The sequence below is a fragment of the Enterobacteriaceae endosymbiont of Macroplea appendiculata genome (genome assembly GCF_012571605.1).
Classification (GTDB): domain Bacteria; phylum Pseudomonadota; class Gammaproteobacteria; order Enterobacterales; family Enterobacteriaceae.
The window spans coordinates 220,894-236,597 of the sequence record NZ_CP046220.1 but is presented as its reverse complement, the minus strand read 5'-3'; the positions used below and the strand labels follow the sequence as shown (position 1 = coordinate 236,597).

Below are 15,704 nucleotides of genomic sequence, written 5' to 3'. Positions count from 1 at the left end.
TAAAATAGTATATTAGTATTTCACTACAACATTAATATACCAAATTTTATATTTTAGGTCAGTATGATATATCATACAAAAATGTTTAACATATTGTATGCATATAACAAATTTTTATGTTAGATATGTTGTTTTTTATATACAATAATAAAACTTTTTAGACATGGTTAGATAATAATTTATATATATATAAATATATGCATAGTTTAAATCACTAATTATATTAACATTCTATATAATGATTATAATTTATACATAATAATATAGAAATTAATAGGATATATACAATGTATAACAATAATAACAATATAAATAATATACCTAATTATTATAATTACGTTCCTATGGTTATAGAACAGAATAGTCGTGGTGAACGTTCTTATGATATTTTTTCCAAATTATTAAAAGAAAGAATTATTTTTTTAACAGGTTCTATAGAAGATAGAATGTCTAATCTAATTATAGCACAAATATTATTTTTAGAATCTGTCAATCGTCATAAAGATATTTATCTTTATATAAATAGTCCAGGAGGTATTATTACATCAGGATTATCCATTTATGATACAATGCAACTTGTTAAACCAGATATTAATACTATTTGTATTGGACAAGCTTGTTCTATGGCAGCATTTTTATTAGCTGCTGGTGCAAAAAAAAAACGTTTTGGTTTACCTAATTCACGAATCATGATACATCAACCATTAGGTGGTTATCAAGGACAAGCAACAGATATAGAAATATATACTCAAGAAATTTTAAGAATTAAGAAACATATAAATATATTATTATCATTACATACAGGACAAAATATTTCTACTATTGAACAAGATACAGAAAGAGATAGATTTTTAACTTCTAAGGAAGCAATGCAATATGGCTTAATAGATGATATTATATCTTCTCATGAAAAAATTCGATAATTGTATTTAATATATAAATAGAGGTTATGTGATGACAAATAAAAAGGATAATTTAAATAAAATTTTATGTTGTTCTTTTTGTGGTAAATTTCAAAATGAAATTGGTAAATTAGTATCAGGTCATAAAGCATATATTTGTAAACAATGTATATTATTATGTAATAATATTTTTAATAAAACAAAAAATAATAATAATATGTATGATGATGTATTATTAAAACCCCAAAATATTTTTAATTATTTAAATAAATATGTTATTAATCAAGATAATGCCAAAAAAACTTTAGCTGTAGCTATTTATAATCATTATAAAAGATTACGTTTATATGATAAAAAACATAATAATGATATTGAAATTGAAAAAAGTAATATTTTACTCGTAGGACCAACTGGTAGTGGTAAAACATTATTAGCAAAAATATTAGCACGTATATTAAATGTACCATTTGTAATTACTGATGCTACTGCTCTTACAGAAGCAGGATATGTTGGTGAGGATGTAGAAAATATTTTGCAAAAACTATTACAAAATGCTAATTATAATATTGAAAATACAGAGAAAGGTATTATTTATATAGATGAAATTGATAAAATTGCTAAAAAATCTGAAAATGTTTCCATCACAAGAGATGTATCTGGTGAAGGTGTTCAACAAGCTTTATTAAAACTGATTGAAGGTTCTGTAGTATCTGTACCGCCTCAAGGAGGTAGAAAACATCCACAACAAGACTTTATACAAATTAATACAAATAACATTTTATTTATTTGTGCTGGTTCGTTTTATGGTTTAGATAGAATTATTACTAATAGATTAAATTTAATTAATCATAGTATTGGTTTTAATATAAAAAAACAAAATAAACATATAAATCATCAAACTAATAATATGAATAAGCAAATTAATACCACAGATTTAATAAAATTTGGTCTAATACCAGAATTTATCGGTCGTTTGCCTATTATAGTAACTTTAGATGCGTTAGATAGTAAAGGATTAATGCAAGTTTTAACTGAACCACATAATGCTTTAATAAAACAATATCAACAGTTATTTAAATATGATAACGTTGATATAATGTTCGATATAAAAGCACTACAAGAAATAGTACGACAAGCTCTTATTTTAAATACAGGAGCAAGAGGGTTAAAAACTATTATGGAAAAAGTATTACTAGATATTATGTATAATATACCTTCATTATCTAATGTTTATAAAATCAGTATTACTTATGAAGTTGTGAAAAACTTATCTGAACCAATTATAGAATATAAAAAGAATGTTATTAATAAAGTATAAATAATGAACAATTGTTTTAACAATAAAAGAGGGTTGTTTTATGGATGTTAATCATTCAGAACCTATTGTAATGCCTGTATTACCATTGCGTGATGTTGTAGTATATCCTCATATGGTAATTCCTTTATTTATTGGTAGAGAAAAATCTATACGTTGTTTAGAAGCAGTAATGAAAAATAATAAAAAAGTTATGCTTGTAGCACAAAAGAATGCTGCAAAAGATAACCCTGATATTAATGATTTATTTACAATTGGTACAGTAACATCAATATTACAAATGTTAAAATTACCTGATGGTACATTAAAAATATTAGTGGAAGGAATACAAAGAGCTCAAATTGATATTTTATCAGATAATGGAGAATATTTTACAGCACAAATTATATATATTAACTCTCCTAAAATTGAACCTAAAGAACAAAAAGTTTTAATACGTACTGCTGTGCATCAATTTGAAGGATATATTAAATTAAATAAAAAAATTCCACCTGAAGTTTTATCTTCTTTAAATAATATTCATCATGTAGATAAATTATCTGATACTATAGCTTCTCATATGCCTTTAAAATTATCTGATAAACAATTAATATTAGAAATGTTTAATATTCGTGAAAGGTTAGAATATCTGATGGCAATTATGGAATCTGAAATTGATCTTTTACAAGTTGAAAAAAAAATTCGTAATAGAGTTAAACAACAAATGGAAAAGAGTCAAAGAGAATATTATTTAAATGAACAGATAAAAGCTATACAAAAAGAACTAGGTGAAATGGATGTGCATCCTGATGAAAATGATATTTTAAAAAAAAAAATAGAAATAGCTAAAATGCCAAAAGATGCAAAAGAAAAAACATATTCTGAATTACATAAATTACGTATGATGTCCTCAATGTCTGCAGAAGCGACAGTTGTACGAGGATATATTGAATGGATGATTCAAATACCTTGGTTTCAAAAAAGTAGATTAAAAAAAGATCTATATAAAGCTAAAATTACATTAGATCAAGATCATTTTGGTTTAGAACATGTAAAAGAACGTATTTTAGAATATTTAGCAGTACATAATAGATCGAACAAAATTAAAGGACCAATTTTATGTTTTGTTGGACCACCTGGGGTTGGTAAAACATCTTTAGGTAAATCTATTGCAAGTACAACAGGTAGAAAATTTATTAGAATGGCTTTAGGTGGTATTCGTGATGAAGGTGAAATTAGAGGTCATAGAAGAACATATATTGGTTCTATGCCAGGTAAAATTATACAAAAAATTACACGTTCAGGAGTAAAAAATCCATTATTTTTATTAGATGAAATTGATAAAATTGCATATGATATGCGTGGTGATCCTTCTTCAGCATTATTAGAAGTATTAGATCCAGAACAAAACATGTCTTTTAATGATCATTATTTAGAAATAGATTATGATCTATCTGATATTATGTTTGTTGCTACTTCAAATTCTGTTACTAATATACCGTTACCATTATTAGATAGAATGGAAGTAATTAAACTTTCTGGATATACTGAAGATGAAAAATTAAATATTGCGACAAAATATTTATTACCTAAGCAATTTTATCGTAATGCTTTAAAAAAACAAGAACTAATTATACAACAAGATACTATTTTGGATATTATTCGATATTACACTAGAGAAGCAGGTGTAAGAAATTTAGAACGAGAATTATCGTCTTTATGTAGAAAAGCTGTTAAAACTATTTTAATAGATCAAAATACTAAATTCATTGAAATAAACAAAAAAAACTTAAAACAATATTTAGGTGTAAAAAAATATGATTATGGGAAAGCAGAAAATATTAATCGTATTGGTCAAGTTATTGGTTTAGCTTGGACAGAATCTGGAGGAGATTTATTAACTATTGAAACAGCATGTATTCCTGGTAAAGGAAAATTAACATATACTGGATCTTTAGGTGAAGTTATGCAAGAATCTATCCAAGCTGCTTTAACTGTTGTGAGAGCTCGTACAAAAAAATTAGATATTAATAATGAATTTTATAAAACTACTGATATACATGTTCATGTTCCTGAAGGAGCTACACCTAAAGATGGTCCTAGTGCGGGCATAGCTATCTGTACTGCTTTGGTATCTAGCTTAAGTAATTCACCTGTAAAAGCTAATATTGCCATGACTGGTGAAATTACTTTAAGAGGTCAAGTGTTACCTATTGGCGGTTTAAAAGAAAAATTATTAGCTGCACATAGAGGTGGTGTAGACATAGTATTAATACCATATCAAAATAAAAGAGATCTAGAAAATATTCCTAAAAATATTATAACTGCTTTAAAAATATATCCTGTAAAAAATATTGAAGAAGTATGGAAATTATCTTTATTAAAAAAAATAAATTAGTTATTTTTTATGCAAAAAATACTTCATAAAAAATAATATTGATATAACTAATCAAATTATAACATATGTTTAAAAAAATTATAGAATTTACAAAAAGTTTAATTCAATGTCCATCTATTAGTCCTAAAGATTACGGTTGCCAAAAAATATTAATTTCTTTTTTGCAAAAATTAAATTTTAAAATTGATTTAATGAATATTAATCAAACAAGTAATTTTTGGGCTTATCATACTAATGATAATATTACACCAACATTAGTTTTTGCAGGACATACAGATATTGTTACTCCTGGAGATATCTCTTTATGGAAATATCCGCCTTTTGAGGGAATTATTCATAATAATATCATGTATGGTAGAGGTACATGTGATATGAAAGGTGCGTTAGCTGCAATGGTTTTTGCAGCTAAATCTTTTATACAAAAATATAACCAACATCATGGTAAAATAGCTTTTTTAATTACTTCTGATGAGGAAGGTGCGGCACAAGATGGCACTAAACAAGTAATTAATCGTTTAATAAAAAAAAAAGAACAAATAAATTATTGTATATTAGGTGAACCAACAAGTTACCAAATAATTGGTGATAATATTAAAAATGGCAGAAGAGGTTCTTTAAATATTACTTTAAAAATTTATGGTATACAGGGTCATGTGGCTTACCATAAATTAGCTATAAATCCAATTCATACAGTAATACCTTTTTTATATGAATTATTAAATATTACGTGGGAACCAAAAAATAAAGATTCCATTAATACAAGTATGCAGATTACTAATTTTATATCTTCTATACAAAACAATACTAATGTAATTCCTAATCATATTATTTTACAAATTAATTTTAGATATATGCATACTATGCACTATAATATTTTTTTAGATAGATTACATTTAATTCTTAAGAAATATAATATTTTTAAATATCAATTTGATTGGGATTTAATTGGCAAACCATTTATAAGTAATACTGTCTATGATCAAAAAACACAATTAATTAGTATTGTTAAAAAAAGTATTGCAACAGTTAATAATGTGATACCTACTATTATAAATGATGGTGGTATTTCTGATGGCAGATTTATTATAGCTACTGGTGCACAAATAGTAGAATTAGGTTTAATTAATTCTACTATTCATAAAATAGACGAATGTACACATATTGACGATATATATACATTATATAAAATTTATTATAATATTATGAAAAATATATTATTATAAATATTTAGTATTATATAAATAAATATTATTAGGATTACAAATATTTATTTTTGAAGGATGTTTTATATACTGGAAAACATTATTTTTGAAAAAAATATTATCTACATAAGACTTCTGAAATGTGTTAATATCCATTACACGATAACACATATATACACGTATATTATTTATATAAATATTATATACTTTAGGTATGTAATGACCATGTTGACCTTCATCATATACAAAATTTATATTTAAAATACTAGAATTTACAAAATATATCTTAGTATCTTGTAAATATATTTCATGTATATCTCCACCACGAACAGCATTATTTTTAATTCTTAAAAACGATTGTATTTTTTTTCCAAATGTTTGACAGTTTTTTATAAAAATATTATTAATACCTCCGCTGCATTCACTACCTAATACTACAGCACCATGACCTTTATACATGAAACAATTTTGTATAATAATATTACTAGAAGGAATATTATTCTTCCTGCCATCATCATTTTTACCAGATTTAATAGCAATACAATCATCACCAGTATTAAAAGAACAATGTTCAATTAATACATTATTACAAGATTCTGGATTACAACCATCATTATTTGGACCAATGCTATTAATATAAACATGACTAATATGTATATTATTACTTAATACAGGATGTATTTCCCACATAGGAGAATTAATGATAGTAATATTTTTAATTAATATATTGGTACATAAATAAAATTGTATAAAATTAGGACGAAGATAATGATGATATCCAAAAATTCTTTTTTTTATCGGAATATTATCTTTCATCATATTCATTAAAACTTTTACATCTTTATTTTGTAAATAATTACCATTTATATCATTTTTCCAAGACCACCAATTATTAATATTAGCTTGACCATCTAATATACCATGTCCTGTAATAGCGATATTTTTTTGTTTATAAGCATAAATTAATGGTGTATAATTAATACAATCAATGCCTTCCCAACGTGTTAAAACATTAAAATATTTTTTAGGATCAGTATAAAATTTGATGATAACATCATCTTGTAAATGTATGTGTACATTACTTTTAAGATGTATTGGCCCAGAGTAATATTCTCCATTTGGTATCACAATAATTCCACCACCATTATTATGACAATTAGTTATGGTATTATTAATAATTTTTGTAATATCAGTTTTGTTTTTAAAATGCGTATATATATAACGTTGTTTTTGATTAGTATAAATAGAATTTATATTTTTTTTAATAGCATTAAATTGTTTATAATTTAACATATATATTATAAAAACATTTTGTTATAAATAAAATTATTATATAATATAGTTATTTTATATAATTTGATTTATATCATACTATTTAAATATATTTATGTGTTAAGAATAATTAACATAGTCCTTATTTATTTAATATATCAGTAATAGTTTCAGTTAATATTTCTGCTGTTAAACCAATAGACTCGTATAATGTAGGATGAGCATGCATAGTTAATGCTATATCTTCAATATCACAACCCATTTCTATGGCTAAACTAATTTCTCCTAATAATTCTCCTGCATTATGTCCAATAACAGCACCACCAATAACCCTATTAGATTCTTTTTCTATAATTAGCTTTGTTGTACCATGTTCAGAATTAGTTGCAAGAGCACGACCTAATGCTTGCCATGGAAATGATGATGTTCTATATTTTATATTATCATGTTGAGCTTGTTTTTCAGTTAAACCTACCCAACCAATTTCAGGATTGGTATATGCTATTGAAGGTATAACTTTAGGTATAAAATAATGTTTTTTACCTGCTATAACTTCAGCTGCTAAATGTCCTTCATGTATTCCTTTATGCGCTAACAAAGGAGTGCTAATCACATCACCAATAGCGTATATGTTGGGTATATTAGTTCTCATTTGATTATCAACGTTAATAAAATTTTGTGCATTAATATCTAATTTACCAAAATTTTTATTAATGTACTGTGAATTTGGAGTTCTCCCTATAGCAATTAAAATAACATCATAATATTTTGCATATACAGATTTGTTATTATCACTTGTTAAGTGCACATGTAATTGGTCTTGTGTAATATCTATAGAGATTACTTTAGTATGTAACATTATATTAAATTCTTTATGAATAATACTTTTATATATATTTATAATATCTGTATCAACTTCTGATAATAATACATCAGATGTATCTACAATATCTATTGCAGCACCTAAAGAACAATAAATGGTAGCCATTTCTAATCCAATAATACCAGCGCCTATAATTAACATTTTTTTTGGTATAGTTTTTAACATTAAAGCATCTGTAGAATTCCATATTCTTGGGTCGTTTTTATACATACTAGTCATAGTATTTGGTTTTGAACCAGTTGCTATAATAGCATTATCAAAATTAATTATTGTAGTAGTATTATTATTTATTACTTCTACACTGTTTTCATTAATAAAATGTGCCATTCCATTAATAATATTTACATTTCTTTTCTTGGCTAAAAATTTTAATCCATTAGTTAATTTAGTAATAATATTATTTTTCCATAACAATAATTTTGAAATATTAACTTCACACACATGATTTAAAATACCATATTTCATTAATATTTTTTGTTCTTTTAATATATTTGTAATATGTAGTAAAGCTTTAGAAGGAATACATCCAACATTTAAACATACACCTCCTAAATTATCATATTTTTCTATAATCGTAGTTTGCATGCCTAAATCACTGCAACGAAAAGCAGCTGAATATCCTGCTGGTCCACCACCAATAATTATTATCTGTGTTTTTTTATTTTTATTCATAAAAATTATAATCTACATGTAAGTTAAAAAAATAAATATTAAATTAATAAATTTCTAATATCGGATATTAAATCACATATGAAATTTAAAAACATAACACCATCTACACCATTAATGATTCTATGATCATAAGATAAAGATAATGGTAACATTAATCTTGGAATAAATTTATCATTATTCCATATTGGTTGTATCATAGCTTGTGATATACCCAAAATAGAAACTTCTGGCGCATTAATGATAGGAGTAAAAAAATTACTACGTAATTGACCTAGATTAGAAATAGTAAAACATCCACCTTTAAGATCTTGAGGTATTAATTTATTATTTTTAGCTTTGTTTGCTAAAAGTATAATTTCTTTAGAAATTTCAATAATATTCTTATCTAATACATTAAATATTATTGGAACAACTAAACCTTTTGGTGTATTAACAGCAATACCTATATTATAATATTTTTTAATAATTAAAGTTTTATTATCTAAAATAGATGAATTAAAATAAGGAAATTGTTTTAAAGCATGAGCACATATTTTAATAATAAAACTCAGTATAGTAATTTTGATATTATGTGTCTTTTTTAATTCATAATTTTTTTTAGTGCGGAAAGATTCTAATTCGGTTATATCAGCTTGAATATGTTGTGTAACATGAGGAATATTTTTCCAATTATTTGTTAAATTAACACTAGTTGTTTTTTGTATGTTATTTAAAATAACTATTTCTACAGGACCATATTTTTCATAAAGATTTTTAGTATTAGTTCGTATATTATCAAAATTATTATCTTTTATATATCGCATAATATCTTCTTTTACAATTCTGTTTTTATTACCACTACCTTTAATTATAGATAAATTAATATTAAATTGACGTGCTATTTTTCTGATATATGGAGTAGCATAAAAATATTCTGGTTCTATTTTTTTTTGTATAACTGGTTCTTTTTCTTTTATATCATTTTTTTTATTAAATAATTTAGTATTATTTAATATTATATTTCTATCAGTTGTTTTATTTTGTTTAGTTGTATTTATACTTAAAGTATTATTTGTGTGTTGTTTTGTATTTAATAAAATTAAAATTTGACTATTAGTTTGTACTATATCGCCAATATTAACACAAATTTTTTGAATTTCACCTTCTTGATCTGCAGGCACTTCTATAGAAGTTTTATCGCTTTCTACAACAATAATACTTTGATCTTTATGTATATAATCTCCTACTTGCACTAAAATTTCAGTAACTTTCATATTGTCATTGCCAATATCTGGTAATATGATAATATTATTATTCATGTAATTCCTTTTTAAGAGATTCTAGGATTTTTTTTATTAATATTAATATTATATTGTTTGATAAAATGTTTAATAATATTATTACTAATAATATTTAAATCCAATAAAATATTTAATACAGCAAGTACAATATATGGCGCACTAATTTCAAAAAAATCACGTAAATTTGCTCTACTATCAGAACGACCAAAACCATCAGTACCTAATACAAAATAATTATCTGTAGGTACATATTTTCTAATTTGTTCTGCAAAAATTTTCATGTAGTCAGTAGCAGCTACTGTAGGGTAATTTTGCATAATATTAGTTATATAAGGTATACGACGTTTTTCCATAGGATGCAACATATTCCAATGGTCACAATCTTGTCCATCACGTGCAATTTCTGTAAAAGAAGTTACACTAAAAATATGAGAACTAATATCATACTCTTCAGATAAAATTTGTCCTGCTTGAATAACATGTTGTAATATTGCTCCTGAACCTAATAATTGTATGCAATTATTTTTATTGCCATTTATATTACGTAAATGATATATTCCTTTACATATTCCTTCTATTATATTAGCAGACATATTTTTGCTTATCGAAGGCATTATATAATTTTCATTAGTAATAGTTATATAATAATATATATTTTCTTGTTGTGGACCATACATACGATATAAACCATTATATAAAATAATAGCTAATTCATACATGTAAGCAGGATCATAAGAAATACAATTTGGTATTGTTAAAGATTGTATATGACTATGTCCATCTTCATGTTGTAAACCTTCGCCATTTAAAGTAGTTCTACCAGATGTCGCCCCTATTAAAAATCCTTTAGCTTGTTGATCTCCAGCAGCCCAACAAAAATCACCAATACGTTGGAAACCAAAAATAGAATAATAAATATAAAATGGAATCATAACTAAATTATTAGTCGAATATGATGTTGCGGCAGCTAGCCAAGAAGCAAATGCACCTGCTTCATTAATACCTTCTTGTAAAATTTGTCCTTGTATATCTTCTTTATAATAAGATAAAGTTTCTTTATCTTGTGGAATATAATTTAATCCATTAGAATTATAAATACCAATTTGTCGGAAAAGTCCTTCCATACCAAATGTACGGGCTTCATCTGCTATAATAGGCACAATTCTATTTTTCAAAAAAATATGTCTTAACAGCATATTTAATATTCGAACAAATGCTTTTGTTGTAGAAAGTATTTCAGATGAATAATATAAAAAATTATTGTAATCTGATATATTAGGCAATATGATTTTTTCAGTAAAACGTTCACGACGATATGGTACATAACCACCTAAATTTTTACGTTGATTATGTAAATATTTGAATTCTATAGAATTTTCTGGTAAAGAAATATAAGGTAATGTATGTAGAATACTATCATGTATAGGTAATGCCAATTTATCACGTATATATTTTAAACTCTTAAAATCTATTTTTTTAACTTGATGTGCAATATTTTTACTTTCAGCAATTTCTCCAAGACCATAACCTTTAATTGTATGTATTAATATTACTACAGGTTTATTTATAATTTGATAAGCTTTTTTTATAGCAGCATAAATTTTTTTAGAATCATGACCACCATAATTTAAATTTTCAATATCTATATCTGTTAAATTTTCTACTAATGATAATGTTTCATTATACTTTTTAAAAAAATTATTTCTAATATAATTTCCATTTTTCGAAGTTAAGTTTTGAAAATCTCCATCTACTGTTTCATTAACTAATTGTATTAATTTATTGGTTTTATCATTATCAAATAATTTTTGCCAACGATGACCCCAAATCACTTTTATTACTTCCCAACCTGCTCCATAAAAAAAGTTTGATAATTCATTAATAATTTTACCGTTACCATATACAGGTCCATCTAATCTTTGTAAATTACAATTAATGATAAAAATTAAATTATCTAGTTTTTCTCTTGCAGCAATATTTAATATTCCTTTAGATTCTGGTTCATCCATTTCACCATCACCTAAAAATGCAAAAACTTTTTGGTGTGACGTATTTTGTAATTTTCTATTATGTAAATATTTTAAAAATTTTGCTTGATATATTGCTGAAAGCGGACCTAAACCCATAGAAACTGTAGGAAATTGCCAAAAATTTGGCATTAGTTTAGGATGGGGATAAGATGATAAACCTTTACCACATATTTCTTGACGAAAATTATCTAAATGTTGTACATTTAACCTTTTTTCTACAAAAGCTCTAGCATAAATACCTGGAGAAATATGTCCTTGAAAATAAACTATATCACCATTTTTAGTATTATTATAAGCTTGGAAAATATGATTAAAACACACTTCATATATATGTGCTGCAGATTGATATGATGCAATATGCCCACCTAAATCTAAATTTTTTTGTGAAGCTCGTAAAACTATCATAATAGCATTCCAACGAATAATATTACGTATCTTGCGTTCTATATTTATATTACCAGGATATATAGGTTCTTCTGATGACATAATTGTATTTACATAATTGTCTTTATGATCATCATCATGAATATAATTTATATAGTTATTTATTTGATTTAATAAAAATTTTGCTCTGTGAATGCCATGTTCTTGGAGAACATATTTAATAGATTGTATCCAATCATTAGTTTCCATGGGATCCACGTCATGGTACTTCTTTTTTGACATGGTATATATTTCCTTGTAAAAATACACGATGAAGATAAAATTAAATTATATTTAATATATTTTAAAATAACAAAATTTTTTTATATAAAAAAAATATATAAAATAATTTTTTGTATATACAAATTTTAAAATTATTTAAATATTTGTTATATTACCTTTTTGTTGTAACCATTTACGACGGTCTTCAGATCTTTTCTTCGAAAGTAACATATCCATAATAGCTATAGTTTTATTTTTATCTAAAACAGTATTATCAATAATTAGTTGTATTAGTTTTCTTGTACTAGGATTGAACGTTGTTTCTCGTAATTGTTTTGGATTCATTTCTCCTAATCCTTTAAATCTTTGAACATTAATATTTTGTTTTTTTATTTGATGATTATTTTGTGTTAAAATTAATGATTTTTCTTTTTCATCTAAAGCATAAATAACTTTTTTACCTATATCAATACGATATAATGGTGGCATTACTACATAAATATTCCCATTTTGTACTAATGGAAAAAAGTGTTTAATAAATAAAGCACATAATAAAGTTGCAATATGTAAACCATCAGAATCAGCATCAGCTAAAATACAAATTTTATGATATCTTAATTTTTTTAAATTACTATTATTAGGATAAATACCTATAGCTAGTATAATATCATATATTTCTTGAGAAGATAAAATTACTTCAGAACTAATTTCCCAAGTATTTAAAATTTTTCCTTTTAGAGGCATGACAGCTTGATAATTTTTATCTCTAGCTTGTTTAGCAGATCCTCCAGCAGAATCACCTTCTACTAAAAATAGTTCTGTTTGTTTTGGATCTTTAATAATACAATCTGCTAATTTACCAGGTAATATAGAACTAATATAATTTTTCTTCTTAATTTTTTTTTTAGATTCTCTAATACGTTTTTGAGCATTTGATATTACCATATTAGCAATATGTGTACCGATTTTAATATTTTGATTTAACCATAAAATAAATGCATCACGAACTATATTAGCAACAAATATAGTACATTGTCTGGAAGATAAACGTTCTTTAGTTTGCCCAGTAAATTGTGGATCTTGTATTTTAAGTGATAAAATATAAGAACAATGTGTCCAAATATCATCACTACATAATTTAATATTTTTAGATAACATATTATGTAATAAACAAAAATTTTTTATACCTTCTAATAAACCTAATTTTAAACCATTAACATGTGTACCACCATATATTGTTGGAATTAAATTGACATAACTTTCTGTAATACAATAATTATTGTTAGGAATCCATAATACTGCCCAATCTAATTGTTTGATATTACTATGGTAATGACCTATAAATGGTTGGTCTGGTACAGTTACATGTTGTTTAGTTGAATTCATTAAATAATCACATAAACCATTTTGATAATTCCAAGAATAATGTTCTTTAGTATTTTTATTATGGAAATTAACTATTAATCCAGGACATAATATTGCTTTTGCTTTTAATATATTTACTAAATGAGATGCTAAAAAAAAAGTACTTTCAAAAAAATGTTCATCAGGCCAAAACCTAATATTTGTACCAGTATAATTAATATTATTATTAATAATATTTAAATTTTTAATTTTATTACCATATGCAAAAACAATATTATATATTTTACAATTACGAAATATATTAACTTCCATTCTTTTTGATAATGCATTAACAACTGAAATACCTACACCATGCAAACCTCCTGAAAAATGATAATTTTTATTTGAAAATTTACCTCCAGCATGTAAACGGCATAAAATTAGTTCTATAGCAGATATACCTTCTTGAGGATGTATATCTATAGGCATGCCTCTGCCATCATCAGTTACTTCTAATGACTGATCTTTATATAAAACTACTGTAATATTTTTTGCATATCCAGATAATGCTTCGTCTACACTATTATCTATTACTTCTTGTCCTAAGTGGTTAGGATGAGTAAGATCAGTATACATACCAGGTCTACGTTTAACAGGATCTAACCCTTCTAATACTTCTATTGAGTCAGCGTTATATTGATTTAAATGATTCATTATTTATTAAATAAATAGCAATTTTGATATGTTTAATATAAAATAAATATACACTTAGTCAATTATTATTTATAACTATTTATTGAGATCAAAATAATCCATACATAATATGTAAAATTTTATTATATAAAATCATTAATTATATAATAAAATAATATTTTTTTATATGTTTTGTCATTATTAAAATTTTTATTATTTATTCATATAATTAACAAAATTTTTTTTAAAAAAAATTTTTTTATACAACATTAATAATATCTCTTGTGTAAATAAATTATATTGTAATAATATATTTTTTATATATTGATTAATAATATTATAACTTATTGTGATAAACGTTTTAATAGAAATTCCTATAATTAACATAATTAATGTAGCAAAAATATTAAATGATAAATGTGTGAATATTATATTTAATTTAAAATACATTAAAGATTGATATATACCAAATATAATATAAATATTACCCAATATGATTAGGTATCTTATAATTATATTAATGATATCTAAATACATCATGTAAGACTGTAATTCTATTAATTCTTGTTTAATATATAAATTGATAGTTACAGTAGTATCTTTAATTATAATTTCTGGAATATTTGTAATATAATCGCAAGTTTGGGTAAATTTTTTAAATCCTTCATAAAATATTTTTTCAATACCAAAAATATTTTTTTGCGTTTGTATGTTTTTATATATATCGGATAAATCTTTTCCAGACCAAAATGTTTTTTTAAAAATAATTAAAAGATATAATAATTGAGTAATTAAAAAATATTTTTTTACAATAATAATAAATGATATACAAAATATAATTAATAAAATTATTATTGATAATTTTATAATTAACATGGATTGCCATAAAATATTACAAATATTCATAAACTATCTTTTCAATGTTAAAAAATAATATTGCTAGTCAAATTATATGTTAAATTTTTTGATAGAAAAATACTATCTATAAATATAGAGTATTATTGTAAATAATATTCTTGTGCTAAAGATACAAGAATACTAAAACTACATGCTAATAATACACCAATAAACCAAGTAAAATACCACATA

Annotated in this window: 11 protein-coding genes; 4 read left to right on the top strand and 7 right to left on the bottom strand. The window is 24.0% G+C overall.

Going from position 1 to position 15,704, the window contains the following annotated elements; genetic code table 11:
* Nucleotides 1-287: 287 nt before the first annotated feature.
* From clpP to dapE, 4 genes are all read left to right on the top strand, one after another.
* On the top strand, nucleotides 288-923 hold the full coding sequence (gene clpP / locus GJT86_RS01085) for an ATP-dependent Clp endopeptidase proteolytic subunit ClpP (protein ID WP_168920453.1): 636 nt from the start codon (nucleotides 288-290) through the stop codon (nucleotides 921-923).
* 31 nt (nucleotides 924-954) lie between these two features.
* The gene (gene clpX, locus GJT86_RS01080; protein WP_168920452.1) at nucleotides 955-2,220 is read left to right on the top strand and encodes an ATP-dependent Clp protease ATP-binding subunit ClpX; all 1,266 of its coding nucleotides are present in this window, start codon (nucleotides 955-957) and stop codon (nucleotides 2,218-2,220) included.
* A 40-nt stretch (nucleotides 2,221-2,260) separates the two neighbouring features.
* Nucleotides 2,261-4,594, top strand: coding sequence for an endopeptidase La (lon, locus tag GJT86_RS01075; RefSeq protein ID WP_168920451.1), 2,334 nt, complete (start codon nucleotides 2,261-2,263; stop codon nucleotides 4,592-4,594).
* Nucleotides 4,595-4,659: 65 nt separating this feature from the next.
* Nucleotides 4,660-5,817 carry a succinyl-diaminopimelate desuccinylase gene (gene dapE, locus GJT86_RS01070; RefSeq protein WP_168920450.1) on the top strand — a complete coding sequence of 386 codons (1,158 nt, stop codon included), beginning with the start codon at nucleotides 4,660-4,662 and terminating at the stop codon, nucleotides 5,815-5,817.
* Here dapE and GJT86_RS01065 read toward each other — a convergent pair.
* The 7 genes from GJT86_RS01065 to cydX all read right to left on the bottom strand — a co-directional run bounded on the left by GJT86_RS01065 (nucleotide 5,812) and on the right by cydX (nucleotide 15,703).
* Nucleotides 5,812-7,089 carry a glycoside hydrolase family 28 protein gene (locus GJT86_RS01065; RefSeq protein ID WP_168920449.1) on the bottom strand — a complete coding sequence of 426 codons (1,278 nt, stop codon included), beginning with the start codon at nucleotides 7,087-7,089 and terminating at the stop codon, nucleotides 5,812-5,814. The genes dapE and GJT86_RS01065 overlap by 6 nt on opposite strands.
* Before the next feature lie 121 nt (nucleotides 7,090-7,210).
* A complete protein-coding gene (lpdA, locus tag GJT86_RS01060; protein ID WP_168920448.1) occupies nucleotides 7,211-8,623 on the bottom strand; it encodes a dihydrolipoyl dehydrogenase in 1,413 nt (470 codons plus the stop codon).
* 38 nt (nucleotides 8,624-8,661) lie between these two features.
* Nucleotides 8,662-9,921, bottom strand: a complete 1,260-nt coding sequence (locus GJT86_RS01055; RefSeq protein ID WP_168920447.1) for a 2-oxo acid dehydrogenase subunit E2 — start codon at nucleotides 9,919-9,921, stop codon at nucleotides 8,662-8,664.
* 11 nt (nucleotides 9,922-9,932) lie between these two features.
* On the bottom strand, nucleotides 9,933-12,599 hold the full coding sequence (gene aceE / locus GJT86_RS01050; protein WP_168920446.1) for a pyruvate dehydrogenase (acetyl-transferring), homodimeric type: 2,667 nt from the start codon (nucleotides 12,597-12,599) through the stop codon (nucleotides 9,933-9,935).
* Between the two features lie 135 nt (nucleotides 12,600-12,734).
* A complete protein-coding gene (gene parE / locus GJT86_RS01045; RefSeq protein ID WP_168920445.1) occupies nucleotides 12,735-14,636 on the bottom strand; it encodes a DNA topoisomerase IV subunit B in 1,902 nt (633 codons plus the stop codon).
* Between the two features lie 192 nt (nucleotides 14,637-14,828).
* A complete protein-coding gene (locus GJT86_RS01040) occupies nucleotides 14,829-15,521 on the bottom strand; it encodes a MotA/TolQ/ExbB proton channel family protein (protein WP_168920444.1) in 693 nt (230 codons plus the stop codon).
* A gap of 92 nt (nucleotides 15,522-15,613) precedes the next feature.
* Nucleotides 15,614-15,703 carry a cytochrome bd-I oxidase subunit CydX gene (gene cydX / locus GJT86_RS01035; protein ID WP_168920443.1) on the bottom strand — a complete coding sequence of 30 codons (90 nt, stop codon included), beginning with the start codon at nucleotides 15,701-15,703 and terminating at the stop codon, nucleotides 15,614-15,616.
* Between the last annotated feature and the right edge of the window lies 1 nt (nucleotide 15,704).

Bases quoted from the DNA above. Each gene is read 5' to 3' on its own strand.
- clpP (WP_168920453.1), top strand. From the start codon at position 288: ATGTATAACAATAATAACAATATAAATAATATACCTAATTATTATAAT.
- clpX (WP_168920452.1), top strand. From the start codon at position 955: ATGACAAATAAAAAGGATAATTTAAATAAAATTTTATGTTGTTCTTTT.
- lon (WP_168920451.1), top strand. From the start codon at position 2,261: ATGGATGTTAATCATTCAGAACCTATTGTAATGCCTGTATTACCATTG.
- dapE (WP_168920450.1), top strand. From the start codon at position 4,660: ATGTTTAAAAAAATTATAGAATTTACAAAAAGTTTAATTCAATGTCCA.
- GJT86_RS01065 (WP_168920449.1), bottom strand. From the start codon at position 7,089: ATGTTAAATTATAAACAATTTAATGCTATTAAAAAAAATATAAATTCT.
- lpdA (WP_168920448.1), bottom strand. From the start codon at position 8,623: ATGAATAAAAATAAAAAAACACAGATAATAATTATTGGTGGTGGACCA.
- GJT86_RS01055 (WP_168920447.1), bottom strand. From the start codon at position 9,921: ATGAATAATAATATTATCATATTACCAGATATTGGCAATGACAATATG.
- aceE (WP_168920446.1), bottom strand. From the start codon at position 12,599: ATGTCAAAAAAGAAGTACCATGACGTGGATCCCATGGAAACTAATGAT.
- parE (WP_168920445.1), bottom strand. From the start codon at position 14,636: ATGAATCATTTAAATCAATATAACGCTGACTCAATAGAAGTATTAGAA.
- GJT86_RS01040 (WP_168920444.1), bottom strand. From the start codon at position 15,521: ATGAATATTTGTAATATTTTATGGCAATCCATGTTAATTATAAAATTA.
- cydX (WP_168920443.1), bottom strand. From the start codon at position 15,703: ATGTGGTATTTTACTTGGTTTATTGGTGTATTATTAGCATGTAGTTTT.